This is a genomic window from Acinetobacter sp. 243_ASPC, from assembly GCF_001054715.1.
In the GTDB taxonomy this organism is placed as follows: domain Bacteria; phylum Pseudomonadota; class Gammaproteobacteria; order Pseudomonadales; family Moraxellaceae; genus Acinetobacter; species Acinetobacter soli.
The window spans coordinates 22,667-47,854 of sequence record NZ_JVOR01000070.1 but is presented as its reverse complement, the minus strand read 5'-3'; the positions used below and the strand labels follow the sequence as shown (position 1 = coordinate 47,854).

The window sequence follows — 25,188 nt, the reverse complement described above, 5'->3', positions numbered from 1 at the left end:
TGGGAGAGCGCTTCCGTTAGGGTCGCTGCACTTTTATCTATCATTAGATAACTCCAATGTGCATCTAGCAAATTTGAAAGGAAGGAAAACAGACATGAAGAAGGAGATGAATGAGAGATACAAATCACTATTCCTTAGTCATTTAGTAGGATTCCCTTGTTTGATCATTTTTTATAATTTTATGGTTGAGCGCTAGAGCAACCCACAAGGTTTTGTTCGATTTATAAAAATTATGTTCGATGTTCGAACAAAACATCATTTAATTGATCCGTTTTAAGAGTATAGTAAGCATGCAATATGACCTGTATTGTAACGAACATATTTTGAGTGCGTCATGGATAGAAATTCAGTCAGAGAAGAAAATATTCTTCAAAATCCTGCCAATAAAAAAACGATTCGTCATGAAGACTTTGTTGCAGGTATTAGCAAAGGTCTGGCAATACTTGATAGCTTTGGCACAGATCGTCATCGCCTTAATATTACCATGGCAGCCGAACGCACCGGCATGACGCGCGCAGCAGCACGTCGGCATCTACTCACGCTGGAGTATCTTGGTTATCTAGATTCAGATGGTCATTACTTTTATTTAACACCAAAAATTTTAAAATTTTCAGGCTCTTATTTGGGCGGTGCCCAGCTTCCAAAAATTTCGCAACCCCTACTCAACTTACTAACCACACAAACTTCCTTAATCTACTCCGTGATGGTATTAGATGGATATGAAGCCATTACCATTGCACGTAGCGCAGCGCACCAACAGACAGATCGTGTAAATCCTTACGGATTACATTTGGGCAATCGACTTCCTGCACATGCCACCTCAGCTGGAAAAATTCTGTTGGCCTATCTAGATGATCTCGCACAACAAGAATGGCTAAATCAGTATCCTTTACAGCGTTTAACCAAGTATACCCATACCGATAATGTGATTTTTCTAGATCTGTTATCTGAAATTAAAGAACAGGGTTGGTGTTATTCAAGTGAAGAACATGAACTCGGTGTACATGCACTGGCTGTTCCTATTTATGGGCAGCAATCACGTGTGGTGGCCGCCCTCAATATTGTGTCGCCCACGATGCGAACCACAAAAGAATATCTGATTCAGCATATCTTGCCCCTATTGCAAGAAACAGCACGTGAGTTACGCAATATTTTATAATTCATTTTCCATACATCTTGTTCGATGATCGTATCTGATCATTTTATAAAGAAATACTCAGCCTCATCATAGGCTGAGTATAATAACAGTGAAAATGTCGCGCTTAAAATGTATATCAATAGAATCTGATGCCTTCAAGCATCATCTGTTTTTTAAAAAGCAAAGTCCTCTTCACTCAATGCCATTACAGAGGAAGCGCCTGATTTAATTGAAGCGGCATGGCTTTGTGTTCTGGTCAGCAGCTTATCGAAGAAGAAATTCGCAGTCTTAATTTTAGCCGCATAAAAACGAGTATCCTGTGCTGTATTTTGTTGTTTTTCATGGGCAACTTGTGCCATTTTTGCCCATAGATAAGCAAATACTACATAACCAGAATAATATAAGTAATCAACACTGGCAGCGCCAATTTCTTCAGGGTTTTGCTTTGCAACCGTTGTAACCTCTTGAGTAAGATTCAACCACTCTCTTTTTAATGCAATGAGCTTTTCAATATATAGACTCAAGGCTGGATCTGCATGATGCGCTGCAATAAATGTATCGATCAAATCAAGCATATTGTTCAGAAGTTTACCCTTAGACTTTAATACTTTACGCGCAAGTAAGTCGATCGACTGGATTTCAGTGGTTCCCTCATAAAGCGTAGAAATTCTGGCATCGCGTGCAATTTGCTCCATACCATGTTCTACAATAAATCCATGACCACCAAATATTTGAATACCATGTTTGGCCGACTCATTACCTGTTTCGGTCAAAAATGCCTTGGCAATTGGAGTTAAAAAGGCCAGCAGCTCATCGGAGTGTTGAATTTGGGCAGGATCGTTTGATTTTTCGATAATATCTGCATGCTGTGCTAAAAAATACACAAGTGCACGGCCGCCTTCTGCAAAGGCTTTTTGCGTCATTAGCATATTACGAACAGCGGGATGTACAATAATCGGATCGGCATTTTTTTCGGGATAATGTGCACCCGTAAGTCCACGCATAGCCAAACGATCTTTGGCATAAGCCAAAGCCCCTTGAAAGGCAATTTGTGATGCTGCAAGTCCTTGTACAGCCGTTCCAATACGTGCAGTATTCATAAAGGTAAACATGCAATTGAGCCCACGATGTGGCGGACCAATTAAGTAGCCTATTGCTCGATCAAAATGGAGTGCGCAGGTGGCGTTACCATGAATCCCCATTTTATGCTCGATTGATGTACACAGCACTGCATTTCGATCTGCAATATTTCCCGCCTTATCAAGATTAAATTTTGGCACAATAAAAAGCGAAATACCTTTGGTTCCAGCAGGTGCATCAGGCAAACGTGCCAGCACAATATGTACAATATTTTCGGTTAAATCGTGCTCTCCAGCAGAAATAAAGATTTTTTCACCAGAAATTGCATAGCTCCCGTCTGCATTGGGTTCTGCTTTTGTACGTATCAAGCCTAAATCTGATCCGGCATGTGACTCGGTGAGGCACATGGTGCCTGTCCATTCGCCTGTAATCAGTTTACTCAGAAATTTTTGTTTTTGTTCAGGTGTACCATGATGCTCAAGCGTACGCATTGCACCATGTGAAAGCCCTTGATACATGGCCCAAGACCAATTCGAGCCGCACAACATTTCAGAAATTGCGATTCGAAGCAAGGTTGGCATCCCTTGCCCGCCATATTCGGGATCTGCTGTTAAGGATGGAAAACCCAGCTCGGCATATTTTTGATGCGCTGCTTTAAAGCCGTGTGGCGTGGTCACAACACCTTCATGTAATCGACACCCGTGCTGATCACCAGATTGATTGAGCAGTGCAATTTCATTTTCACAAAAATCTGCGGCTGCCTCTAAATACTGATTGATCACCTCTGTGCTGAGCATATCCTTATAATCATGAAATTGCTGATATGTAGTTTCAACCTCTAAAAGCTCATGTAAAACAAATTGCATATCACGAAGTGGCGCTTGATAAACCGGCATCTCTGTAATCCCTTGCAGTGTTGTAAGTGATGGATAGACACATCCAATCTTGTAATTCTATGAATCAAAAATAACCAATTTAATTTCATAATGCAAAATTAATTTCTGCAAAACAACATGAATTCGAGGCTAATTATGCAAATACATAGCTTAGAGGAACTTTTATTTTAAAAATAAATGAATAATTACAACATCTTAACAACTTATCAACGTATTAATAAAAATATTAAATAAAAACTGAAAATAAATTTTATTTTTGTTATGCAAAATTATATTTTGAATAATTTGTTTTTATAGTATGTTTAATTCTCTTTTATTCTACCATTTAACAAGGATGTCATATGCAAACGGGTCTTGAGTTTTTAACCGCTTTAAAACAAGGAGAAGTAGATGCCTCCCCAATGGCACACACCTTGCCAATGGTATTAATTGAAGCATCTGAAGGAAAAGTGGTGTATAGAGTGACTCCCAACAAGAGCCACTTAAATGTACAAGGTGGCGTACACGGCGGTTTTTGTGCCACTGCTTTAGATACATCCACGGGTGGCGCAGCACATTCAGTACTTGGCTCAAATACGGGCTACGGCACCATTGATTTAAATGTGAAGATGATCCGTCCTATGCAAATAGATACCGCCTATTATGCGCATGGGGAACTGATTAATGCGGGACGGAATATCATTACCACCGAGGGTAAAATTGTTGATGATCAAGGTAAGATTTATGCCTTTGCCTCAGCAACCTTTATGATTATCCGACGTTAAGTCAGCGCGATGAAACGCTTTGTTTAGTCGCAATCAGCCGAGCGTTTCATGATATAAAAGTCATAACGATCAATCATAAAACTGAGTATCGCCATACCTAAACCTATACTTGCACAGGCGGTCCAGCCCCAATGTTTCCAAGCATAGACCGCCATGAGTGAGCCCAGTGCAGCACCTGCAAAATACAATGTCATGTAAATCGAGTTAATTCTTGATCTTGCCTGAAGTGAGATCCGATAGACCAGATTTTGATTCAATACGTGTAATGCAGATAATCCAAAATAGGCCAAAATTACACCTGAAGCATAAAGAATCAATGATTTTTGAGCAAAAAATAATGGAAACCATGCTGCTATAAGTAAGATCAAACTGAGCAATGCGGTTAAATTTTCTTGTTTTTTAGCAATTTTTTTACCTGCCCAATGTGTCGCAAATACACCAGCCAGCCCTACCACACCAAATACACCAATTTGAAAATCATTAAAATAGTAAGGTGCATTGGCCAGTAAAAAAGTCATGGTGGTAAAGATGAGCGCTAAAATTCCAAAACCGATACCACCCACAATACCACGCCGAATCAAATGTGGCTCATGGGTGGCAAGCGTAAAAAGTGATACATAGATTTGCCAAAGTTTGATCTGCCCGCTTCGATGTGCTTCAGGTAAACGGAACCAAACCACAATTGCAAAAATCAGGATTAATCCACCACTGAGTAAATAGACCGCGTGCCACGACCACAATGTAGAGATCAAGCCTGCAACAGATCGGGCCAATAAAATCCCCATAAACAGGCCACTCATGAGCGTACCCACAATACGGGGGCTTTGCTGTGTAGAGACCAGCCCAGCCGCAAAAGGAACCAGCACTTGTGTCGATACCGAAAAAAATGTCGACATGAATGTTAAAACATACAATGCACTCAGGTTTGGACTAAATGAAATGCCGATTTGTGAAAATCCGGTGCATAACATTAACAGAACGATATAGCGTCTTTTTTCAAAAAAGTCGCCCAGCGGCACCAGTAAAAACAGCCCCACCGCATATGAGAGCTGCCCAATCACAATCACTAGTGCCGCTTGATCTGGACTGACTCCTAATGCGTGCGCGATAGAATAGATCAACGGCTGATTATAATAGTTTGAGCCTGCACAAATGCCGCATGTCATGGCCAAGATAAATACCAAACCTCGTGACATGTTCAAGGGTTGAGCAGCAGACTGCATGACATTTTGCATTGTATTTAGATCATCCCAAACTAAAATTTGTACATAGAGACAACATTGATTCGTGATACATCGGCGGTACGACCATCAAACACTTTTCGCTGCCCCTGATGATATTCAATACCGAAATCGAGCTGAGTATTCGGACTATAAAATAAGTTTGCTACGTAATCGACAAGCTGCTTATTGGCATCGGGATTTAGTTTTGCATAGGTGGTACGATCGTCATACTTAAATAACGATGCCGACCAGTTGGTGCGCCAATACGGACTAAACTTATAGGTATATCCTAAATTAAAGGCATGCAACTTATTCATGACCAATGCCGTTTTATCCTGATTTAAAGAAAAGTCTCCAGCAGCATTGAGCGTAGAAGCATTGGCCAGCCCACTTTGCGCGGTATAAGGCATAAATTTTTGATCGCCCACGATATATTGATAATTGGCTTGAATCGATTGCATAGGTGTAAAGGCATATTTTAAGCCACCACCAGCGCCCCAACTGATTTTTTTAATATTCTCTGTCCCAACATCGACCGATTTTTCATTGATAAAACCTTGTGCCAAAACCAAGAGTGGGCCCTGTTTATAACTATAACGTGTGGTGAAAGACGGCAACGCCGATACACGTGAACCGGTGTATTCCAGTGCTAATTTCAAGTCCTGCTGAGCATCTATTTTCCAGTCATATCGTACTTGTGGCAGGCGGGTGTATGAGGTACCTAAGAACTGCGTATAATCGACAGACTCCGTTCGAGTTTCCATATTCGACATCAAGGACCATGTTTGACCAAAAGTCCAATCTTTATAAGTGAAAAATGCATGTCGGATACGGAATTTACCATCGCCTGTACCCATGGTCGAGCTGTCAAAAAAGTCTGCTTCGACATTACCTAAAATTGTTTTATCGGGATTATTAAAATACACGCCGATTCGACTGGCATTAATACTGGCATCCGAACGTGCGTGATTGGCTCTGGTGCTACTTTCAAAAGGTGTACGATATAGACTACTTGTAGTACGTCCGCCACTGTCTGGTGAAGACTGAAAATCTACAGCGGCATCAAGACGTGCAATTCCATACACCTTCACTTGATCCGTCCAATTGACCCAAGACGGTGGAATTACTTTATCTTTTGGGGCTGTATTTTGAGGTGTACTCACTTGCTGTGCTTGAACACTTTCAACCGATTGATTTTGTTGTTTTTGCTGAGCCAAATCGGCCTTTAAGCGCGCTAACTCCATTTCTAATGTCTGAATTCGTTGTTCTGTAGTACCCGAATTTGCAAAAAGCGCTCCTGAGGCCGTGGTACAAGCCACAGCCAGTAATAGTTTTTTCATCTTTTATCCTTAAAGATTTTATTTTGATTTCAACCTGCGAGATCACATTGCTGTACTGAGCACATCATCATGCAGCGGCTCTTGCATCAGTTAATTTACATCCGGTCACAGCCTGCAATGCTTCAAATGTTAGTCCGTCGACCATTTCAATGACATGCGCCTGACCTGCTTTTAATTCAATCACACATAGATCGGTGTAAATTCGATCCACACATTGCTGCCCAGTAATCGGATAATGTAGTGTTTCCACAATTTTGGGTTCACCTTTTTTGGTGATGTGTTCCATATATACAAAAATGCTTTTTGCACCAACTGCCAGATCCATTGCGCCACCCACCGCAGGTAAGTCATCGGCTCGCCCAGTGTGCCAATTGGCCAGATCTCCATTGATTGCCACCTGAAATGCTCCAATCACACAAATATCCAGATGGCCGCCACGCATAATGTCAAACGAATCACCGTGATGCATAAAACATCCACCATCAAGGAGCGTCACCAACTCTTTTCCTGCGTTGACTAGATCGGGATCTTCTGCACCTGCCATAGGTGGTGGACCAAATGCCAAGACACCATTTTCCGAATGCAAGAAAATCTCTTTGTCCTTTGGCAAATATTTTGCCACATGCGTAGGAAGGCCAATTCCTAAATTTACGTAGGCACCATCAGGGATATCCTGTGCAATGAGCGCAGCAATTTCTTCGCGATTTCTTTTTTGAACATGCATTAAATGTCTCCTACTGCAACGACATGTTGAACAAAAATCCCGGGGGTAATGATACATTCGGGATCGAGTGTTCCCAGTTCAACGGTTTGGTTCACTTGTACAATGGTCTGTTTTGCAGCTTTGGCCATAATAGGACCAAAGTTTCGGGCAGCTTTTCGGTAAGTCAGATTTCCCCATCGATCCGCTTTATCTGCATAAATCAGGGCATAGTCCGCTTCTAATGGATATTCAAGTACATAGTTTTTACCGTTGATATGACGTGTCTCTTTTCCTTCGGCAATTTTGGTTCCATAGCCGGTTGGGGTAAAAATTGCACCCAGACCAGCGCCAGCAGCTTGAATTCGACAGGCCAAATTACCTTGAGGCACCAGTTCAAGTTCAATTTTCCCTGCACGATATAAATCTGCAAATACTGTCGAGCTGATGGATTTAGGATACGAACTGATTAACTTTTTCACTCGACCGGCCAAAAATAGCTTGGTGAGCCCTCCCGGCCCAGAAGATGCATTATTGTTAATAATGGTCAGATCTTTGGTGCCAATATCAATGAGCGCTTCAATCAAGGCTTCGGGCTGCCCTGTCGTACCAAAGCCACTGGTCATAATGGTTGCACCATCTGGAATCGATTTTAAAACCGACTCTATGTTTGTCGTGATTTTATTCACCATAATCATCTATTCCTTGAATGGTTTCGATAAACAAACCGGATTCAATCCGCACGTTGCGGATCGTATAAACGATCCTTAATCAGTAATGTCGGGATGAGGCCACACATAAAATAAGCCACGCCCATGAGTAACAATCCGGCACCAATGGAATTGTGCATGGCAAGATATCCAATCGCGATCGGTGCAAAAATAGCCCCAATACGTCCGATGTTGAAGGCACCACCCACTGCTGTACCACGAATCGAGGTTGGAAAACTTTCAGTTAAATAGGTCGCATTGATGGCATACGGAATCCCGTAGAGAAAACCAAAGATCAGCATCAGCCAGCCAATGTTCTGAGCGGTATGAAAGTAGACCACAACCGGTATAAACAGGGCTGTTCCAAAGGTGCCAAAAGCAAACACAATACGTCGACCAATACGATCCGCTACAAAACCGGCCACCACTTTTGCAAACATCATGGTAATGAAAGTACCAATCATGTATACCGCCATCTCTTTAAACTTGATGCCGAGTTCGGCCTCAAGATAAGCAGGCAGCCAGTTACTGACTCCAAAGTAACCAAACAGTAAAAATCCAGAACTAAACGACCAGAGCAGCAGCATTCTGCCGTGCTGTTTATCTTTAAAAAGAGCGACATACGGGTTTTTCGATTGAGCATGATTTGTGGGTGCAGCATGCAACTTTAACTCGCGTGCACGTTGCCAAGAGGCAGGTTCTGGTACCAGCATCCACATCAAAATAGCCAGTACAATGGGAATGATGGTGATGAAATACAGCATTCGCCAGCCAAACTCTGGAATAATCCAACCCGATAGACCTGTAATAACTAACGAGCCCAGGGTATATCCCGTCATGAGTGTGGCCAGAACTGTGGTGCGATATTTGGTTGGCACCAATTCCGACATTAGGGTATTACAGGCAATATACAGGCACCCCAGCCCCATGCAGGTAATCGTTCTTAAAATTGCGATTTGGGTATAAGACTGCGCAAAACCCGTACATGCAGATAAAATTGCAAATGCGGCAGTGGCAATCACAATAATCCGGACGCGACCAAAACGATCACTGGCCCAACCACCCGCCAATCCGCCAATGGCCATGCCTAAAATTGACCAGCTTCCCAGCGCTCCTGCTTGAACACTGGTCAAGCCAAACTCCGCCTTTAAGCTGGTCAATGTAAATGCCAAAATTCCGATGTCGGCTCCGTCGCACAATAAAACAAAAAAACAAAAAATAAATGCAGTCATCCAGATGCGTTTAGGCGTTTGAACCACGTCATTTTGTATCGAATCTAAAACTTCCATTTTCATTGATACACCTTTTTTAATTGATCCATTGTTCTCATTATTGTTGCTAAAATCATTTGAAATCTTTTCTACGCATTTAAAATTACGTAGAGTTAATCTGCTTTTTGTGGATTAAACAAACGATCTTTAATAAATAACAAAGGAATGACACCACAAATAAAGTACGCCGCAGCCATCACGAGTAGCCCTAAACCAATAGAACCTTGCTGTGATAAATAACCAATGGTAAGTGGAGAAAAAATAGAGAGCACTTTCCCTACGTTATAGGCACCCCCGACGGCAGAGCCACGCATTGAGGTTGGAAAGCTTTCGGTCATGTATGTGGCATTAATTGCATACGGAATGCCATATAAAAACCCAAACATCAACATGAGCCATAAGATATTCATAGGCGTGTTTAAATAAACAATCACCGGAATAAACAGTGCGGTACCAATCGTACCAAAGGCAAAAACAGCGCGTCTGCCCAAACGGTCGGCAATCATACCAGCAATAATTTTGGCAAAGATCATGATCATAAAGGTACCGACCATATACATGGCCATCTCTTTAAATTTAATACCAAGATCAGATTCTAAATAGGCAGGTAACCAGTTACTCACACCATAATAACCAAACTGTAAGGCGCCTGTACTCACCACCCAAAGTAAAAACATGACGCCATGACGGCGCTCTTTAAAGATTTCCCGATATGGATTTGTAGATTTTACAGCTGGTTGCTGGGCATGCACACGAGCACGACGTTCGAATGAGATTTTCCATGATTCTGGCTCAGGCACCATAAAATGCATAAAAAATGATAATACAATAGGTGTAATCGATAACCAGTACAAATAGCGCCAGCCATGATCGGGAATAATATGTCCCGCGAGTAAGGTTGCAAGCAATGAGCCTAAAGTGTAGCCGGTCATGAGTGTCGCCAAAACGGTGGTGCGGTGTTTGGTAGGCACCATTTCAGACATCAACACATTACACGCGATATATAGCGCACCAAGCCCCATTGCTCCAAGCACACGTATACATGCAAATTGCATATAAGATTGAGTAAATCCGAGCGCACAGGTGAGAATCGACGAGTAAGCAACAAAAAAAACAATAATTCTGACTCGTCCAAAACGGTCACATGCCCAACCACCAAACAAGCCGCCTATGGCCGATCCGAGTAAAGTCAAACTGCCTAAAGTACCAGCCTGTACTCCCGTAAGGTGAAACTCTGCCTTTAAGCTAGTTAAGCTTAGTGCCAGAAATCCAAGGTCTGCGCCATCGCACAATAGCGCTAAAAAAGCAAAAACAAACGCGGTAATCCAAATCTTTTTGGGTGTTTCAATCACTGCAACAGGACGATCTTGTGTAATTGTATCCGTTGTCATGTCTATTTCCTCAGACAATTAAATGATGAGGCATCCTCTGCCTCATATACTTTTGTTTAGTGTGTAATATCCTTAATCATGTTTTTGGCAATAATGAGCTGTTGAACCTGAGTTGTGCCTTCGTATAAACGGAACAAACGAACATCTCGATAAAAACGTTCGATGGAATATTCGCTGATATATCCAGCGCCGCCGTGTATCTGTACGCAGCGATCTGCCACACGGCCACACATTTCAGTAGCAAACATCTTGGCACATGAGGCTTCTGTACTGATATTCTGACCATCATCACGACGTCGAGCGGCATCAAGCACCATGCATTTTGCTGCATAAATCTCAGCCTTTGAATCGGCCAGCATGGCTTGAATCAATTGAAAACTGGCAATCGGTTGACCAAATTGTTTGCGTTCTACCGCATAACGCAGTGCATCATCGAGCATGCGCTCGGCAATTCCGACACTATACGCACCAATATGTAAGCGCCCTTTATCGAGTACTTTCATCGCGGTTTTAAAACCAACGCCCTCTACGCCTCCAATGAGTGCTGAAGCCGGAACACGACAATTTTCAAAAATAACATCACAGGTATGTGAGCCTTTCTGGCCCATTTTCTTGTCAATTTTTCCTAACGATATTCCTGGTGTATTGGCCTCAACCAAAAATGCTGAAATTCCTCCTGCCCCCTTGATCTCTGGATTGGTTCGCGCCATCACGGTAAAGGTTGCAGCATGTGGTGCATTGGTGATGTAACGTTTGGTTCCATTGATCACATAAAAGTCACCGTCTTTCACTGCTGTCGTTTTTAAGGATGCTGCATCAGATCCTGCTTCTGGTTCAGTGAGGCAAAACGAACCAATAATCTCACCGCTGGCATATTTGGGCAGGTATTTCTGCTTTTGTTCATCTGTACCATCAATAATTAAGCCACTCGAGCCAATGCCATTATTTGTTCCAATCAGTGAACGAAACGCTGGCGATGTATGCCCCAATTCAAATGCAACATTGACCTCTTCTTCCATGGTAATACCTAGGCCGCCATATTCTTCTGGAATGGTTAATCCGAATAGGCCCATTTCACGCATCTGCTGCACGATATCCTGTGGAATACGGTCATTTTCATCTACTTCGTGCTCTCTGGGAATCAATTCATTGCGGACAAAGTCTCGAATGGTTGAAAGTAACTGCTGCAACATTCCATCATCGCGGATCATGTGTGTTCTCCCTGTCCACCAAATTCACATATCTAAATTAATTTGAACTAATTTCATACTACGAGAACTAAAACCAAATTTACAATACTTTTTAAAAATAAATTTCGTTAAACGAAATTTTTTATCGTAATTTTGAATTTTTGATGCTTTATTTTGTTTATCTTTTAAAAATGATACGCAATTAAGGAAAAAGTGCTTGAAAAAAAATCACAAATACGCATGATATGAGGAACAGTGTTTTGATGTGCGAAATTAAGGATAATAAAATGACAAATCTTCAACAGGAATGTTTCATAGAAGTCGATTATTCAGTTAAAAACATAGCCGTTGTGAAAATTAATCGACCAGAAGCAAAAAATGCGCTCAATACGCAAATCCGTAAAGATTTGGCTCGAGCATTTAACGATTTAAGCTTTAATGATGATATTCATGCGATTGTACTCACTGGTGGAGACTCGGTATTTGCTGCGGGTGCAGATTTAAAAGAAATGGCAAATGCTACCTCTACAGAGATGTTGCTCAGACACACCGAACGTTACTGGAATGCCATTGCGCAGTGTCCAAAACCAATTATTGCAGCAGTGAACGGCTTTGCCTTGGGGGGTGGCTGTGAGCTTGCCATGCATAGTGACATTATCATTGCCGGAAAAAGTGCCAATTTTGGCCAGCCAGAAATTAAAGTGGGACTTATGCCGGGTGCAGGTGGAACGCAGCGCCTGTTTCGTGCGGTCGGTAAATTTCACGCCATGCGCATGATCATGACTGGTGTATTGATACCTGCCGATGAAGCCTATCGCATTGGGCTGGTATCTCAAGTGACCGAAGATGCAGACACGATTCCAACTGCAATCAAAATGGCAGAAAACCTTGCCGCAATGCCACCCATCGCGCTACAGCAGATTAAAGAAGTGGCGCTACACAGTGAAGATGTACCTCTCAATGCAGGACTGACATTAGAACGGAAGTCTTTTCAGCTGCTTTTTTCAACACAAGATAAATCTGAAGGTATTCAGTCCTTTATGGAAAAACGTAAACCCGTTTATCAGGGCAAATAATTTTTAAACTTGTGCAACGTTTAAGAGAATAATCAAATACCCGAGGAACGACGGTATGACACAGCAAATACAACATATAGGGATTATTGGGGTCGGCATTATGGGCAGTGGAATTGCCCAAATTGCAGCTCAATCAGGACATACCACCTATTTGTATGACACCAAAGAAGGCGCAGCCTTACAAGCCAAAGATAAACTGACTGAAACCCTCAATAAACTGGTCGAAAAAAATAAAATCACGTCTGAACAGGCTCAAAAGGCCATCGACTGCCTGATCGTGACCGAAAGCCTACCTGATCTGAAAGTATGTGATCTGATTATTGAGGCAATTATTGAGCGGCTAGACATCAAACAGGCCTTAATGCAGCAGCTTGAAGAGATTGTGCCAGACAGCACGATTTTAGCTTCTAACACCTCATCCCTGTCTGTGACTGCGATTGCGGCGCAGTGTCGTATTCCAGAACGTGTAATTGGTTATCATTTTTTTAACCCTGTTCCACTTATGAAAGTGGTCGAAGTCATACAAGGTTTAAAAACCGATGCAAAACATGTAGAGACTATGACTCAACTGTCTCATGCATTCGGACATCGGGCAGTTGTGGCAAAAGACACACCGGGCTTTATCGTAAACCATGCCGGCCGTGGTTATGGCACTGAAGCACTGAAAATACTCAATGAATCGGTTACAACGTTCAGCGAAATTGACCGAATATTAAGAGAGGGTGTTGGCTTTAAAATGGGGCCATTTGAGCTACTCGATCTGACCGGATTAGATGTATCACATCCTGTCATGGAGTCTATTTATCAGCAATATTATCAAGAGCCACGCTATCGTCCAAACCCGCTTACCCAACAACTTCTAGCGGGTAAACAGCTTGGACGTAAGACCAGTCAGGGCTTTTATCGTTACGAAGCTGGTAAAAAAACCAATGAAGCCGCCCCCTCACATGTCGCTCGGCTTGAACAATATCCAGCGGTCTGGGTTGCTGCAGATTACACGGCAGATCATGATGCCCTGATCCATTATTTAAAACAACAGCAGATCACAATGGATAACGGCGCAACACCGCAGCCAGACAGCTTATGTTTATTGGCCTGCTACGGCGAAGATACAACACATGCCGCAAAGCGATTAGGACTCGATGCCAAACAATGCGTTGCGATTGATCTACTGTATGGGCTTGAGCGCCATCGAACCTTGATGCCTTCACTGATAACACGACCAGAACTTTGCCAAGCTGCACATTCTATTTTTAACCTTGACGGCGTTGGTGCAAGCACGATTGCAGAAAGTATTGGCTTTGTTGCGCAGCGCGTACTCGCCATGGTGATTAACTTGGGCTGTGACATGGCTCAGCAAAATATTGCAACCGTAGATGACATCAATGCAGCAGTACGTTTAGGCTTAGGCTATCCACACGGTCCTATTGAGTGGGGCGAAGTACTGGGCGCCGATAAGATTTTACTGATTCTAACGCGCATCTCGGCACTTACTCTAGATCCACGTTATCGACCTAGTCCATGGCTGCAACGTAGAGTGACATTACAATTACCCCTTACCTATAGCGCATCATAATTCAGGATTTCAGACATGTTAAATGCATATATTTACGACGGATTACGTACACCATTTGGTCGCCATGCAGGTGAATTGGCCTCGATTCGACCAGATGATTTGGCCGCATTGGTCATTCAACGACTCATTGAAAAAACCGGCGTACCGGGTGCAGACATTGAAGATGTTATTTTAGGAGATACCAATCAAGCGGGTGAAGACAGTCGCAATATTGCGCGGCATGCTGCATTACTCGCAGGCTTACCCGTAACGGTACCGGGTCAGACGATCAATCGTCTCTGTGCGAGCGGCCTTGGGGCAGTCATCGATTCGGCACGTGCAATTACCTGTGGTGAAGGCGATTTATACATTGCGGGTGGAGTAGAAAGCATGTCTAGAGCGCCATTTGTGATGGGCAAGGCAGAAAGTGCGTTTAGCCGCGAAGCAAAAATTTATGACACCACCATTGGTACCCGCTTCCCAAATAAAAAAATTACCGCGCAGTTTGGTGGGCACTCCATGCCTGAAACAGGCGACAATGTCGCGGTGGAATACGGTATAGACCGTGCACAGGCCGATCAGTTTGCAGCAGATTCACAGGCAAAATACCAGCAAGCCAAACAAGATGGCTTTTTTACTGACGAAATCACGCCTGTTGAAGTGCCTCAGGGTAAAAAACTGCCACCTAAACTCATCTGCGAAGATGAACACCCTCGCCCAAGCTCAACCGTCGATGCCTTGAGTAAACTTAAGCCTCTTTTTGAAGGTGGTGTAGTGACAGCAGGTAATGCATCAGGGATTAATGATGGTGCAGCGGCACTGCTGATCGGTTCTGAACAGGCGGGTCAAAAATATGGATTAAAGCCTATGGCTAAAATACTTTCTGCGGCAGCAGCAGGTATTGAACCTCGAATTATGGGTGCTGGCCCAATTGAAGCCATCAAAAAAGCAGTACAGCGTGCAGGACTTACGCTAGATGATTTAGATATTATCGAAATTAATGAAGCCTTTGCTTCACAAGTACTCTCATGTTTAAAGGGATTAGACATTTCGTTCGATGACCCGCGTGTAAACCCAAACGGCGGAGCAATTGCGATCGGTCATCCACTGGGCGCTTCCGGTGCACGTTTAGCTCTTACGGTTGCTAGAGAACTTCAGCGTCGTAATAAACGGTATGCGGTGGTGAGCTTGTGTATTGGTGTAGGACAAGGCTTAGCGATGGTCATTGAAAATGTTTCTGGATAATTGATCTGCCCTACATGTATTCATCAGATCCATTCATCGTATCTTGCGATGAATGGAGATACTTACAATACAAAATGAAATGCTCTATTATCGGTCTTTAGCCTTCTGTTTGAGCATGGAATGTCGCAAAGTACTGAACTTAAAAAAAATGATAAACCACTCAATTTTGATGAAATTCGTTTAGATCCAATTTCCCATATTCATCGAGAAAACAATCCTCAGTTTATTGCGTCTTTGGCACGTGGCCTTGAACTTCTGCGTTGTTTTTCTTTACAGCACCAAGTTCTTGGTAATCTCGAGCTGGCAAAAATGACAGGACTACCTAAACCTACCATTGCCAGAATAACCAATACGCTGGTTTGCTTAGGCTATTTAAAACAAATGCCAGATTCTCCAAAATATATGCTGGATATTGGCGTATTGTCTTTGGGTTATGCCGCGCTCTCGAATTTAACTGTGCGTAGTACTGCACATCGCTATATGGAAGAAATGAGCCAATATGCTCAGGCACCCGTTGCATTGGCAGCGCGTGATCGTCTAAATATGCTCTACCTGGATGTTGTTCAAACCAATAGTAAAATTCGTCGCCCGATTGGTTCCACCTTACCACTTTATAGCAGTTCTATGGGACGAGCTTGCCTTGCTGCGACACCAGAATTTGAACGTAAACGCTTACTTGAGGCCATTCAGAAGAAACATCCTGAAGAGTGGCCACAAATTGAAACGATGCTCAAAAAAGCATTCGAAGAGTACGCCCAGTACGGATATTGTTTGTCTCTGGGCGATTGGCAACAAGGCATTAACTCAGTTGCAGTACCCCTCGTCAGTTTAAAGCACGGCATTTATGTATTTAACTGCGGCTCGCCTTCTTATTTGCTCAGCGCAGAAAAATTAGTCGACGAGATCGGACCACGTTTGAAATATATGGTGCATAGTATTCAAGATGCGCTGACTGAGAGCCTGTGATCTTAAACCAAATCATGATACGCGCTGCCTCACACCTCACTGCGTTATTAACCTTGCTGTACAACACGCTGATCTTTGAGCTGCGCAAGTTCTTGCGGCGAAACAAAACGCTGTAAGATGAGATCAGTGTCTTCACCCAAAAACGGCGGTGCTTTGGTGTATTGCACCGGAGTTTTTGAGAGTTTGATTGGCGAGCCAATCGATACATAGTCTTTCTTAAGCGGATGTTCAATTTGAACAACCATTTCACGAAAACGCACCTGCTCTTCTTCAAGCGTTTGTTGAAGATTATTGATCATGCCAACAGGTACTTGCACAGCATGAATCCGCTCTACCCAGACCTGTGCAGGCTTGCTCATAAAGTGTTGCTGCAAGATCTCTACAAGTACATCACGATGCGTCACTCTTCCCTTGTTTTGTTTGAATCTTGAATCTACAGCCAGCTCTGGACGCTCAATACTTTCACATAAGGCCTTAAACTGTTGGTCATTGCCACATGCAATAATAAATTCGCCTTGAGAGGCTTTAAATACCTGATACGGGACAATATTTGCGTGCGCATTACCCAAACGGCCCGGTATTTTTTCTGAAGTTAAATAATTCATGGCCAATACAGAAAGTGAAGCCACTTGTGTATCGAGTAAAGCCATATCAATATGCTGCCCCTCACCGGTACTCACACGAGACAATAAAGCAGCCTGAATTGCAATCGCAGCGTATAACCCTGTGGTTAAATCTGCAAAAGCTAAACCTGCTTTTTGAGGGCCGCCACCCGGTAAATCATCGCGCTCCCCCGTCACACTCATCATCCCGCCCAAACCTTGAATAATAAAGTCGTAACCCGGCTCCTGAGCACGTGGGCCTTTTTGACCAAATCCAGTGATTGAGCAGTACACCAGTTTAGGGTTAATTTCTTTTAAACTTTCATAATCCAGCCCGTATTTTTTTAAAGAACCCGCTTTGTAATTTTCGAGTAGAACGTCACTTTCAAGTACCATTTTTTTAATGAGAGCCTGACCTTCAACGCTTGCCATATCAATGGCCACCGAATATTTACCGCGATTTGCAGATAAATAATAGGCTGACTCATTTGAATCTTCACCCTGATCGGTTTTTAAAAACGGTGGTCCCCAGATACGCGTATCGTCGCCTTGAAATGGCTTTTCAATTTTGATGACCTCTGCACCTAAGTCTGCAAGAATCTGGCTACACCAAGGCCCAGCAAGTATACGGCTTAAATCCAACACCCTAAATCCTGTTAAGGCTCCCATAGCATCCCTCATTCTGTAATATATGCATCTGACACATGATTCATGTTTATATCAAATTAAAGTACCGCATAGCAAAATAATGTTTTATTTAATTGTAAATACAATTTAAATTTATTACTCTTAAATTCTGTAAGCACAGCAATGGCCGTCTGGTTTTATGAGATCTTGTTCATTTTATACGCCTACATTAATACTCATGGCGATTGCAGCGGGAATTTGTTCGGGTAGTAATTATTTTAGCCAACCGCTTATTCAATCCATTGCGCTATCTCTTGCACTTCCAGAAACATCTGTTGCTTGGATTCCCACATGTGCTCAAATCAGCTATGCCATTGGTTTATTGGTGTTGATGCCACTTGGAGATCTGTTAGAAAAGCGTCAATTGGTGGTCATTTTGATGGTGCTTGCCGCCTGTGGACTGCTCATTACCGGAAGCGCAGATCGTTTGGGATGGATGATCGTAGGCACAATTTTAACTGGATTATTTTCAGTTTCTGCTCAGCTACTCCTGCCACTTGCAGCCAGTCTGGTGCCTATTACACAAAGTGGCCGTGTGGTTGGTTTTTTAATTAGCGCACTCATGCTTGGAATTTTATTAGCTCGGTCATTATCTGGTTTGGCCTCTACGCTCTGGCACTGGCAAATCATTTATTTGATCAGCGGAATCGCCTTGCTCATGATTGCATTTATGTTGTATCGCAAGCTCGATGTGTTTCCCGCCACACAGCGACAGGGCTATATGCAAACGCTTGTTTCTATTCCAGTATTATTAAAAAATTCACCCTGCTTGGCCCGACGTGCCGCACTTGGTTTTTTAATTTTTGCGAGTGTGAGTATGGTATTTACAACAATGTCTTTACTACTTGCGCCTGCGCCATATCATTTTTCTGATTTTAGTATCGGACTGTTCGGCTTTGTGGGCATTTTAGGAACTTTGGTTGCAAATCTGGCTGGTCATCATTTAAATGAGCATAATGTCCACTGGATATCCTATATCTCTGCTGGTGGCTTTATTGGGAGCTGGATCCTCTTTTTTATTTTTACCTGTCTCTTTTATATTTTATATTTTGGCAACTCTTTTGATTTATGCCTCATTATCGGCGCTTCATGTCACCAATCAAAGTATCGTCTTTCGATTGAATCAGGTGTTGAAATCACGCTTTAACGCAATTTATATGACGGCTTATTTTTTTGGTGGCGCACTCGGCACAGCGGTCGGAAGTTATGCTTGGCGACATTCAGGATGGCATGGCGTATGTTTGATCGGCATTGGTTTTGGAGGTCTGACCTTATGGATTGCCTACCTCGACAGTAAAAGTACTTTAATATCAAAGCAGGCTTAACAGCTTTAGAAATCAGCGTGATAGTAAAAAAATCAGCTAATTTCTGTCTTGATGTTATTGACCATATGCAATAAGCGCGGTGCAATATCTTCTTCGAGTTTCTCTCGCTTCATAATGAAACTTGGCCCACCACAATTAAATACCAGTAATCCATGTTGCTCATGCATGAGTGGCACCGCCACCGAATTAACATCTTTATGCCAGTCGCCTATCGAAAAACAGTAACCAAAATCTTGGTAATCACGAAATGCTTTATCCAGATCACGATTAATTTTAATCCAGTCTTCTTTATGCTTGCTACGAATCGCGTTTAACAGAAAGTCGCGCTCATCTTCAGGCATAGCAGCAAGACAGGCACGCCCCATCGAACTGAGGTGAATGGGTAAATACGTTCCGACCTGACGGCGCATGGTAACATTACCTTTACCTTGCACAACATCCAGATAAATCATGTTGAGTCGATCGCGGGTCGACATGGCCACAGCAGCACCAGCATAATCGGCCAGATCTTTCATATAGGGCTGAGCAATTGAACGAATGGATACATTGGAAAGCATGGAATAACCAAACGCCAAGACGCCAACAGACAATTGAAATTTGGTCGAATTGGGCACCTGACGAATATACCCCAAACGCGACAAGGTATGTGTCAAGCGAGTAATCGTAGGTTTGGGCAAGCCTGTCATCTGTGACAATTCTTGATTACCTAAATGCGGTTGTTTGGCAGAGAAACAGCGCAATAATTCCAGACCACGCGCCAAAGCCGTGATAAATTGTCGGTCATCTTCATCTTGCATATCTTCGATGGGATGAAGCAATTCATGACGCAGCGGGGCTAATAATTTTTCATTATGTTCAATGTCATTTAAATCTGTCATAAGAATGAGTGCACTCAACTCAATTAATGTTTCGCATTGCGAAAATTATAATCTAATTATTCTGGGAATAGCAAAAGAAGCGACAAATGCCCAGCCTCTTTTACTCAATAATTCAAGCTAACTATTCAATCACGCCTTGCTGCGATAATTTTTGAAGCTCATCTGAAGATAAAAAACGCCCAAGTACTGTTTTAGTATGCTGCCCCAAAGTGGGTGGCGCAAGTTTGTACTCAACTGGTGTTCTCGACATTTTAATAGGTGAACCCACAATGGTGAGCTCATCTCGCTGAGGATGCTCCATCTTGATCAGCATATTTCGCTCTCGTACCTGTGGCTCTTCAAAAGCCTGCTTCAAATCATTAATTAGCCCAACTGGAACATGCGCAGCATGAATTTTTCTCACCCATTCATCGGCCTTTTTGGTTTTAAAATGATGCGCTAACTCTGAAATAATTTGCTCTCGATGTGCGATCCGGTCGGCATTACGTTTAAAACGTGGATCTCGTGCCAGATCTGAACGATCAATCGCGGTGCATAAGTTGATAAACTGTGAATCGTTACCACAGGCTATAATAAAATCCCGATCAGACGCCTGAAAGACTTGATACGGCACAATATTGGCATGCGCATTGCCATAGCGAACTGGAATTTGATCCGATGCCAGATAATTCATGCCTTGATTGGCAAGTGTTGCGATTTGCACATCGAGCAAAGCCATATCGATATATTGGCCAAGTCCGGACGTATATCGATCTATGATCGCGGCTTGAATGGCAATGGCCGCATATAGGCCCGTGGTAATGTCTGAAAATGCAATCCCAAGTTTTTGCGGGCCGCCACCGGGTAAATCGTCTCTCTCACCTGTAACAGACATCAGACCGCCCATACCCTGAATGATAAAATCATAACCCGGCTCTTGTGCACGTGGGCCAGTTTGACCAAAACCGGTGATTGAGCAGTAAATCAGCTGAGGATTTATTTCTGCCAAAGTTTGATAATCTAAACCATATTTTTTCAGTGAACCCGCTTTATAGTTTTCAATCAAAACATCAGATTCTTTTGTAAGTTTGCGAACAAGCTCTTGCCCTTCAGGCGTAGAAATATCAATGGCAACCGAAAGTTTATTGCGGTTGGTCGACTGATAGTAAGCAGCCTCTTGAGTATTTTGGCCTGTGTTGTCTTTCATCCAGGGTGGCCCCCAAGCACGCGTATCATCGCCTTTTTTTGGCCGCTCAACCTTGATGACCTCGGCGCCCAAATCTGCAAGTACTTGGCCACACCACGGGCCAGCCAAAACACGAGTTAAATCTAAAACACGGATTCCTTGAAGTGCACCCATTCTTATTTCCATTATTATGGCGTATTAAAAGTTAAACACTAGCAAAATATTTCGCATAGCGATATGAAAACTCAATAATACAGATATTTAATGAAACATCAAATTGATTTAAAAACTGAATAAAAGATTAAACTTTCCAACACAAAAGATTTGTAAGCAAAAACATTATCTTATATAAGAAAATATTATACCGCATAGCGATATTTAATTTTATTTTAATTGAAAATATAATTTTCTTGTTTTACTATCCGGAAAATTCATCGATTTCATCTCGCACTATCATCAGTGCTAACGAGATATATCGGTTGTTGTGCTTAAGGAACAGAGCAGTGAAAAATATGAAAAATAAGGTCAATCTCAGCCCTCATACATGGAAAATCGCATTCTTTTTTGCTTTTCTTGCCCTTTTAGTCGATGGCGCCGATCTGATGTTGCTGTCATACAGCCTTAATAGCATCAAGGCTGAATTCCAATTAAGTTCTGTTCAAGCAGGTATGCTCGGTAGCTTTACCCTTGCGGGAATGGCAATTGGTGGAATTTTTGGCGGTTGGGCCTGTGATCAATTCGGGCGAGTTCGGATTGTTGTGATTTCGATTTTGCTGTTTTCAGTGCTGACTTGTGGATTAGGACTCACACAAAATTTCATACAATTTAGTATCTTAAGATTTTTTGCATCATTGGGTTTAGGCTCACTTTATATTGCCTGTAATACTCTCATGGCCGAGTATGTGCCAACTCGCTACCGTACAACTGTTCTAGGTACACTTCAAGCGGGCTGGACGGTTGGATATATTGTAGCAACTCTACTTGCAGGCTGGATTATCCCGGATCATGGCTGGAGAATGCTATTTTACGTTGCGATCGTGCCGGTACTTATTGCAGTATTGATGCATTTTTTAGTTCCCGAACCACAAGCTTGGTATCATTCTCGCAACGATCTAAATGGGCAAAATACCAACACGCAAGAAAGTGCGTTAAAACGCATTTTTGCAGACCCACGAAACCGTAAGATGTTTATTTTGTGGGCTTTAACTGCGGGTTTCTTGCAATTTGGCTATTATGGCGTAAATAACTGGATGCCTTCTTACCTTGAAAGTGAGTTAGGCATGAAGTTTAAGCAAATGACTGCCTACATGGTCGGAACATACAGTGCAATGATCTTAGGTAAAATTCTTGCAGGTTTTATGGCAGATAAACTTGGACGGCGTTTTACCTATGCCTTTGGTGCCATTGGAACTGCAATCTTTCTTCCACTCATTGTGTTTTACAACTCCCCAGATAATATTCTTTTCCTTTTGATTGCGTTTGGCTTCTTATATGGCATTCCTTACGGCGTGAATGCCACCTATATGACGGAAAGCTTCCCTACCCATATTCGCGGTAGCGCTACAGGTGGCGCATACAATGTGGGTCGTTTGGGTGCGGCAATTGCACCTGCGACTATTGGCTTTTTAGCCTCGGGCGGCTCCATCGGCTTAGGCTTTTTAGTCATGGGCGCTGCCTATTTGATTTGCGGTGTAATTCCAGCATTATTGATTAAGGAAAAACAATACGATCCGCAGCAATCATAATGTCTAATATTGCCCTTGGGCACATCAGATACAGGCCAGCCTTAGGTGGCCCGTATAATAAGCGTGTTATTAAGCGCTTCAATATTATTTTTTAGGTAACAGTAGTCCTCTCGAGGGCTACTGTTAAAAACTACATCCAAAATGAAATAATCAGCATAATTGCACCTAAAATGGTGAAATAGCTTAATACACTGGCAAGATTGGTTTTGTACCCAGGTATCATTTCGAGCGGTGTAAGAGAACGTAGTGCTATTCGATACTGCTGGATCGAAAGAATACTGACCACAACACCCATCACGATCACGATCACGCCTAACCAGCGATTGAAAATAATTTTGTCGTGATAACGCACTGGATCAATCAAATGAACCAAAAGTGTCGATTTTTCAATTAAAAAACCAAAAGCAATCAGGGCAAGACTGCTTCGGTTCCATGCCAGTAAAGTACGTTCAAGCGCGAGTAAAACGCGCGGATCTTCAAGATTAGACATAATTTAGACTTTAAAGTAATTCAAAGGAAGTTTAAGGTAACGCTGACCATTGGCTTCCGGTTCTGGAAATTTCCCCGCATTCATATTGATCTGAATCGCCGGTAAAATGAGTTTGGGCATTGCCAATGTTGCATCACGCGCCTGACGCATTTCGACAAAATCAAATTTAGATGTACCTTCATGTATATGCACATTGTGAACCTTTTGCGTACGCACATCAGTTTCGTACACATAGTCTTTTCGGCTCTCTGGCAAATAGTCGTGACACAAAAACATCCGTGTGGATTCAGGCAGTTGATATAAGCGTTGTACCGAGTCAAATAACTGGCTTGCACTGCCTTTAGGAAAATCACAGCGCGCGGTGCCGTAGTCTGGCATAAACAGGGTATCTCCTACAAACACAGCATCGCCAATCACATAACTTAAACAAGCGGGCGTATGCCCTGGCGTTGGAATATTGTAAGCCTGTAAATTACCAATTTGAAACTGTTCACCGTCCTTAAACAAATAATCAAAAGTATGCTTTGCTTTGAATGATTCTGCATTTAGATGATAGATGTGGCTAAAGGTGTCTTGTACCGTACTAATTTTTTCACTCATGGCCACTCGGCCACCCAGCTGCTCTTTTAAATATTGCGAAGCCGTTAAATGGTCAGCGTGTACATGTGTCTCAAGAATCCAAGCAATACTAAGGCGATGTTGATTGACATACTCAACAATCTGATCGGCATGTACGGTCGATGTGGTTGCAGATGCAGCATCATAATCCAGCACGCTATCTATGATGGCACTGATTTTGGTGTCTGGATCAGTCACTACATAGCTGAACGTCTTGGTCGACTCATCAAAAAATGCAGTCACTTGCGGCTTCATAAGAGACATGGGCTTATACTCCAAACCATTTACGATGAATATACATGCCAATCAGCATGGCAACCACAAAATACACAACCTGAAAGTGCCCAAGCCCAATCAATGTCAATGCAGGTGCAGGACATACACCTACGATCCCCCAGCCCACACCAAACAAGATCGCACCACTAATGAGTTTTTTATCTATTTGCTGATTTGAAGGCAAATCAATTTTTTCACCTAACCAAGTTTTTGGGTGTCTGATGGCGCGCTGAAACGGCAGAAATGCGACTACAATAGCACCCAGCATAACAAAGGCAAGGCTGATATCCCAATTTCCAAATAAGTCTAAAAAAGACAAAACTTTAGCAGGGTTCGACATACCAGAGATTAACAGACCCAAAGCAAATAAAGCACCAAAAGCAAATGCAAGGAGATTTTTCATTAGAATCCTCCAATGATATGACGTAATACATAAACCGTGATAAAACCGGTGAGCATAAAGGTAAACGTTGCCATGATTGAGCGTAATGACAATCGACTTAAGCCACATATGCCATGTCCACTGGTACATCCTGATCCTAAACGTGTACCAAATCCCACCAGTAAACCCGCAATAATCAGTATCAAGGGATGACTATTAAGCTGAATTTCTGGTTGCCAGAATAGCCCGACTACAAATGAGGTGAGAATGAGTCCAGACAAAAACCAAAATGCCGGTGTCTTTGTTGGCAAGCCCGAGCCAAATTGTTGTGCCATTAGGCCACTAATGCCGGCAATGCGTCCATGAACATATAGATATCCAACAACAGTAAGCCCCAGAAGCGTACCTCCAAAAAAAGCCAACAGAACTTCGTGCATGTGCTTAGCCTCACCAAACAATATATATTTTTATAATA

24 protein-coding genes are annotated in these 25,188 nt (G+C 42.7%); 9 read left to right on the top strand and 15 right to left on the bottom strand.

Annotated elements, in window-relative coordinates; translation table 11 throughout:
* The first annotated feature begins 334 nt into the window (after window positions 1-334).
* Window positions 335-1,159 carry an IclR family transcriptional regulator PcaU gene (gene pcaU, locus ADA42_RS06970; RefSeq protein ID WP_004947557.1) on the top strand — a complete coding sequence of 275 codons (825 nt, stop codon included), beginning with the start codon at window positions 335-337 and terminating at the stop codon, window positions 1,157-1,159.
* Window positions 1,160-1,311: 152 nt separating this feature from the next.
* Here the strand turns inward: pcaU and ADA42_RS06965 are convergent, their stop codons facing one another.
* Complete coding sequence (locus ADA42_RS06965) at window positions 1,312-3,114, bottom strand: acyl-CoA dehydrogenase C-terminal domain-containing protein (RefSeq protein ID WP_048764309.1); 1,803 nt, start codon at window positions 3,112-3,114, stop codon at window positions 1,312-1,314.
* A gap of 341 nt (window positions 3,115-3,455) precedes the next feature.
* Here ADA42_RS06965 and ADA42_RS06960 point away from each other — a divergent pair, with 341 nt between their 5' ends.
* Complete coding sequence (locus tag ADA42_RS06960) at window positions 3,456-3,878, top strand: PaaI family thioesterase (RefSeq protein WP_004947562.1); 423 nt, start codon at window positions 3,456-3,458, stop codon at window positions 3,876-3,878.
* A 23-nt stretch (window positions 3,879-3,901) separates the two neighbouring features.
* Here the strand turns inward: ADA42_RS06960 and ADA42_RS06955 are convergent, their stop codons facing one another.
* The 7 genes from ADA42_RS06955 to ADA42_RS06925 form a co-directional block, all read right to left on the bottom strand.
* A complete protein-coding gene (locus tag ADA42_RS06955) occupies window positions 3,902-5,113 on the bottom strand; it encodes an MFS transporter (protein ID WP_004947565.1) in 1,212 nt (403 codons plus the stop codon).
* Window positions 5,114-5,133: 20 nt separating this feature from the next.
* Window positions 5,134-6,441, bottom strand: coding sequence for an outer membrane trimeric porin-like protein DcaP (gene dcaP / locus ADA42_RS06950; RefSeq protein ID WP_004937823.1), 1,308 nt, complete (start codon window positions 6,439-6,441; stop codon window positions 5,134-5,136).
* A gap of 67 nt (window positions 6,442-6,508) precedes the next feature.
* Window positions 6,509-7,165 (bottom strand): 3-oxoacid CoA-transferase subunit B, encoded by a 657-nt coding sequence (locus tag ADA42_RS06945; protein WP_004947570.1) that lies wholly within the window; start codon window positions 7,163-7,165, stop codon window positions 6,509-6,511.
* Window positions 7,165-7,833: a 3-oxoacid CoA-transferase subunit A gene (locus ADA42_RS06940; RefSeq protein WP_004937825.1), complete on the bottom strand. Its 669-nt coding sequence runs from the start codon at window positions 7,831-7,833 to the stop codon at window positions 7,165-7,167. Before ADA42_RS06940 ends, ADA42_RS06945 begins: the two co-directional genes overlap by 1 nt.
* 41 nt (window positions 7,834-7,874) lie before the next feature.
* Window positions 7,875-9,146 (bottom strand): MFS transporter, encoded by a 1,272-nt coding sequence (locus tag ADA42_RS06935; RefSeq protein WP_004947573.1) that lies wholly within the window; start codon window positions 9,144-9,146, stop codon window positions 7,875-7,877.
* 89 nt (window positions 9,147-9,235) lie between these two features.
* Window positions 9,236-10,513: an MFS transporter gene (locus ADA42_RS06930; RefSeq protein ID WP_004947575.1), complete on the bottom strand. Its 1,278-nt coding sequence runs from the start codon at window positions 10,511-10,513 to the stop codon at window positions 9,236-9,238.
* A 56-nt stretch (window positions 10,514-10,569) separates the two neighbouring features.
* Window positions 10,570-11,724, bottom strand: a complete 1,155-nt coding sequence (locus tag ADA42_RS06925) for an acyl-CoA dehydrogenase family protein (RefSeq protein ID WP_004937831.1) — start codon at window positions 11,722-11,724, stop codon at window positions 10,570-10,572.
* Between the two features lie 266 nt (window positions 11,725-11,990).
* Between ADA42_RS06925 and ADA42_RS06920 the strand changes: the two genes are divergently transcribed.
* The 4 genes from ADA42_RS06920 (at window position 11,991) to ADA42_RS06905 (ending at window position 16,545) form a co-directional block, all read left to right on the top strand.
* On the top strand, window positions 11,991-12,779 hold the full coding sequence (locus ADA42_RS06920; RefSeq protein WP_004947580.1) for an enoyl-CoA hydratase: 789 nt from the start codon (window positions 11,991-11,993) through the stop codon (window positions 12,777-12,779).
* A 55-nt stretch (window positions 12,780-12,834) separates the two neighbouring features.
* Window positions 12,835-14,355: a 3-hydroxyacyl-CoA dehydrogenase gene (locus ADA42_RS06915; RefSeq protein WP_004947583.1), complete on the top strand. Its 1,521-nt coding sequence runs from the start codon at window positions 12,835-12,837 to the stop codon at window positions 14,353-14,355.
* A gap of 15 nt (window positions 14,356-14,370) precedes the next feature.
* On the top strand, window positions 14,371-15,579 hold the full coding sequence (locus ADA42_RS06910; protein WP_004947585.1) for a 3-oxoadipyl-CoA thiolase: 1,209 nt from the start codon (window positions 14,371-14,373) through the stop codon (window positions 15,577-15,579).
* Window positions 15,580-15,699: 120 nt separating this feature from the next.
* Window positions 15,700-16,545: an IclR family transcriptional regulator gene (locus tag ADA42_RS06905; protein ID WP_004947588.1), complete on the top strand. Its 846-nt coding sequence runs from the start codon at window positions 15,700-15,702 to the stop codon at window positions 16,543-16,545.
* A gap of 47 nt (window positions 16,546-16,592) precedes the next feature.
* Here ADA42_RS06905 and ADA42_RS06900 read toward each other — a convergent pair whose 3' ends face one another.
* Complete coding sequence (locus tag ADA42_RS06900; RefSeq protein ID WP_004947591.1) at window positions 16,593-17,816, bottom strand: CaiB/BaiF CoA transferase family protein; 1,224 nt, start codon at window positions 17,814-17,816, stop codon at window positions 16,593-16,595.
* Window positions 17,817-17,973: 157 nt separating this feature from the next.
* On the opposite strand from ADA42_RS06900, the gene ADA42_RS06895 reads away from it, so the two are divergent.
* Together ADA42_RS06895 and ADA42_RS18485 are read left to right on the top strand one after the other, a co-directional pair.
* The gene (locus ADA42_RS06895) at window positions 17,974-18,981 is read left to right on the top strand and encodes an MFS transporter (protein ID WP_081407821.1); all 1,008 of its coding nucleotides are present in this window, start codon (window positions 17,974-17,976) and stop codon (window positions 18,979-18,981) included.
* A 10-nt stretch (window positions 18,982-18,991) separates the two neighbouring features.
* Window positions 18,992-19,159: a hypothetical protein gene (locus ADA42_RS18485; RefSeq protein ID WP_155857826.1), complete on the top strand. Its 168-nt coding sequence runs from the start codon at window positions 18,992-18,994 to the stop codon at window positions 19,157-19,159.
* A 32-nt stretch (window positions 19,160-19,191) separates the two neighbouring features.
* Here the strand turns inward: ADA42_RS18485 and ADA42_RS06890 are convergent, their stop codons facing one another.
* Both ADA42_RS06890 and ADA42_RS06885 read right to left on the bottom strand, forming a co-directional pair.
* The gene (locus ADA42_RS06890) at window positions 19,192-20,037 is read right to left on the bottom strand and encodes an IclR family transcriptional regulator (protein ID WP_004937849.1); all 846 of its coding nucleotides are present in this window, start codon (window positions 20,035-20,037) and stop codon (window positions 19,192-19,194) included.
* 121 nt (window positions 20,038-20,158) lie between these two features.
* The gene (locus ADA42_RS06885; protein ID WP_004947597.1) at window positions 20,159-21,376 is read right to left on the bottom strand and encodes a CaiB/BaiF CoA transferase family protein; all 1,218 of its coding nucleotides are present in this window, start codon (window positions 21,374-21,376) and stop codon (window positions 20,159-20,161) included.
* A 338-nt stretch (window positions 21,377-21,714) separates the two neighbouring features.
* On the opposite strand from ADA42_RS06885, the gene ADA42_RS06880 reads away from it, so the two are divergent.
* Entirely contained in the window at window positions 21,715-22,947 is a 1,233-nt protein-coding gene (locus ADA42_RS06880) for an MFS transporter (RefSeq protein ID WP_039909943.1), read from the top strand.
* Between the two features lie 130 nt (window positions 22,948-23,077).
* Here the strand turns inward: ADA42_RS06880 and ADA42_RS06875 are convergent, their stop codons facing one another.
* The 4 genes from ADA42_RS06875 to ADA42_RS06860 are packed head-to-tail and all read right to left on the bottom strand — an operon-like array spanning window position 23,078 to window position 25,150.
* Window positions 23,078-23,437, bottom strand: a complete 360-nt coding sequence (locus ADA42_RS06875) for a YidH family protein (protein WP_004937858.1) — start codon at window positions 23,435-23,437, stop codon at window positions 23,078-23,080.
* 3 nt (window positions 23,438-23,440) lie between these two features.
* Window positions 23,441-24,319, bottom strand: coding sequence for an MBL fold metallo-hydrolase (locus ADA42_RS06870; RefSeq protein ID WP_004947601.1), 879 nt, complete (start codon window positions 24,317-24,319; stop codon window positions 23,441-23,443).
* Window positions 24,320-24,323: 4 nt separating this feature from the next.
* Window positions 24,324-24,734: a DUF6691 family protein gene (locus ADA42_RS06865; protein ID WP_004947604.1), complete on the bottom strand. Its 411-nt coding sequence runs from the start codon at window positions 24,732-24,734 to the stop codon at window positions 24,324-24,326.
* Window positions 24,734-25,150 (bottom strand): YeeE/YedE family protein, encoded by a 417-nt coding sequence (locus tag ADA42_RS06860; RefSeq protein ID WP_004947606.1) that lies wholly within the window; start codon window positions 25,148-25,150, stop codon window positions 24,734-24,736. Before ADA42_RS06860 ends, ADA42_RS06865 begins: the two co-directional genes overlap by 1 nt.
* Window positions 25,151-25,188 lie beyond the last annotated feature (38 nt).

What these genes read in the sequence shown, in the direction of transcription:
- pcaU (WP_004947557.1), top strand. Translation starts at nt 335, where the DNA reads ATGGATAGAAATTCAGTCAGAGAAGAAAATATTCTTCAAAATCCTGCC.
- ADA42_RS06965 (WP_048764309.1), bottom strand. Translation starts at nt 3,114, where the DNA reads ATGCCGGTTTATCAAGCGCCACTTCGTGATATGCAATTTGTTTTACAT.
- ADA42_RS06960 (WP_004947562.1), top strand. Translation starts at nt 3,456, where the DNA reads ATGCAAACGGGTCTTGAGTTTTTAACCGCTTTAAAACAAGGAGAAGTA.
- ADA42_RS06955 (WP_004947565.1), bottom strand. Translation starts at nt 5,113, where the DNA reads ATGCAAAATGTCATGCAGTCTGCTGCTCAACCCTTGAACATGTCACGA.
- dcaP (WP_004937823.1), bottom strand. Translation starts at nt 6,441, where the DNA reads ATGAAAAAACTATTACTGGCTGTGGCTTGTACCACGGCCTCAGGAGCG.
- ADA42_RS06945 (WP_004947570.1), bottom strand. Translation starts at nt 7,165, where the DNA reads ATGCATGTTCAAAAAAGAAATCGCGAAGAAATTGCTGCGCTCATTGCA.
- ADA42_RS06940 (WP_004937825.1), bottom strand. Translation starts at nt 7,833, where the DNA reads ATGGTGAATAAAATCACGACAAACATAGAGTCGGTTTTAAAATCGATT.
- ADA42_RS06935 (WP_004947573.1), bottom strand. Translation starts at nt 9,146, where the DNA reads ATGAAAATGGAAGTTTTAGATTCGATACAAAATGACGTGGTTCAAACG.
- ADA42_RS06930 (WP_004947575.1), bottom strand. Translation starts at nt 10,513, where the DNA reads ATGACAACGGATACAATTACACAAGATCGTCCTGTTGCAGTGATTGAA.
- ADA42_RS06925 (WP_004937831.1), bottom strand. Translation starts at nt 11,724, where the DNA reads ATGATCCGCGATGATGGAATGTTGCAGCAGTTACTTTCAACCATTCGA.
- ADA42_RS06920 (WP_004947580.1), top strand. Translation starts at nt 11,991, where the DNA reads ATGACAAATCTTCAACAGGAATGTTTCATAGAAGTCGATTATTCAGTT.
- ADA42_RS06915 (WP_004947583.1), top strand. Translation starts at nt 12,835, where the DNA reads ATGACACAGCAAATACAACATATAGGGATTATTGGGGTCGGCATTATG.
- ADA42_RS06910 (WP_004947585.1), top strand. Translation starts at nt 14,371, where the DNA reads ATGTTAAATGCATATATTTACGACGGATTACGTACACCATTTGGTCGC.
- ADA42_RS06905 (WP_004947588.1), top strand. Translation starts at nt 15,700, where the DNA reads ATGTCGCAAAGTACTGAACTTAAAAAAAATGATAAACCACTCAATTTT.
- ADA42_RS06900 (WP_004947591.1), bottom strand. Translation starts at nt 17,816, where the DNA reads ATGGGAGCCTTAACAGGATTTAGGGTGTTGGATTTAAGCCGTATACTT.
- ADA42_RS06895 (WP_081407821.1), top strand. Translation starts at nt 17,974, where the DNA reads ATGAGATCTTGTTCATTTTATACGCCTACATTAATACTCATGGCGATT.
- ADA42_RS18485 (WP_155857826.1), top strand. Translation starts at nt 18,992, where the DNA reads ATGACGGCTTATTTTTTTGGTGGCGCACTCGGCACAGCGGTCGGAAGT.
- ADA42_RS06890 (WP_004937849.1), bottom strand. Translation starts at nt 20,037, where the DNA reads ATGACAGATTTAAATGACATTGAACATAATGAAAAATTATTAGCCCCG.
- ADA42_RS06885 (WP_004947597.1), bottom strand. Translation starts at nt 21,376, where the DNA reads ATGGGTGCACTTCAAGGAATCCGTGTTTTAGATTTAACTCGTGTTTTG.
- ADA42_RS06880 (WP_039909943.1), top strand. Translation starts at nt 21,715, where the DNA reads ATGAAAAATAAGGTCAATCTCAGCCCTCATACATGGAAAATCGCATTC.
- ADA42_RS06875 (WP_004937858.1), bottom strand. Translation starts at nt 23,437, where the DNA reads ATGTCTAATCTTGAAGATCCGCGCGTTTTACTCGCGCTTGAACGTACT.
- ADA42_RS06870 (WP_004947601.1), bottom strand. Translation starts at nt 24,319, where the DNA reads ATGTCTCTTATGAAGCCGCAAGTGACTGCATTTTTTGATGAGTCGACC.
- ADA42_RS06865 (WP_004947604.1), bottom strand. Translation starts at nt 24,734, where the DNA reads ATGAAAAATCTCCTTGCATTTGCTTTTGGTGCTTTATTTGCTTTGGGT.
- ADA42_RS06860 (WP_004947606.1), bottom strand. Translation starts at nt 25,150, where the DNA reads ATGCACGAAGTTCTGTTGGCTTTTTTTGGAGGTACGCTTCTGGGGCTT.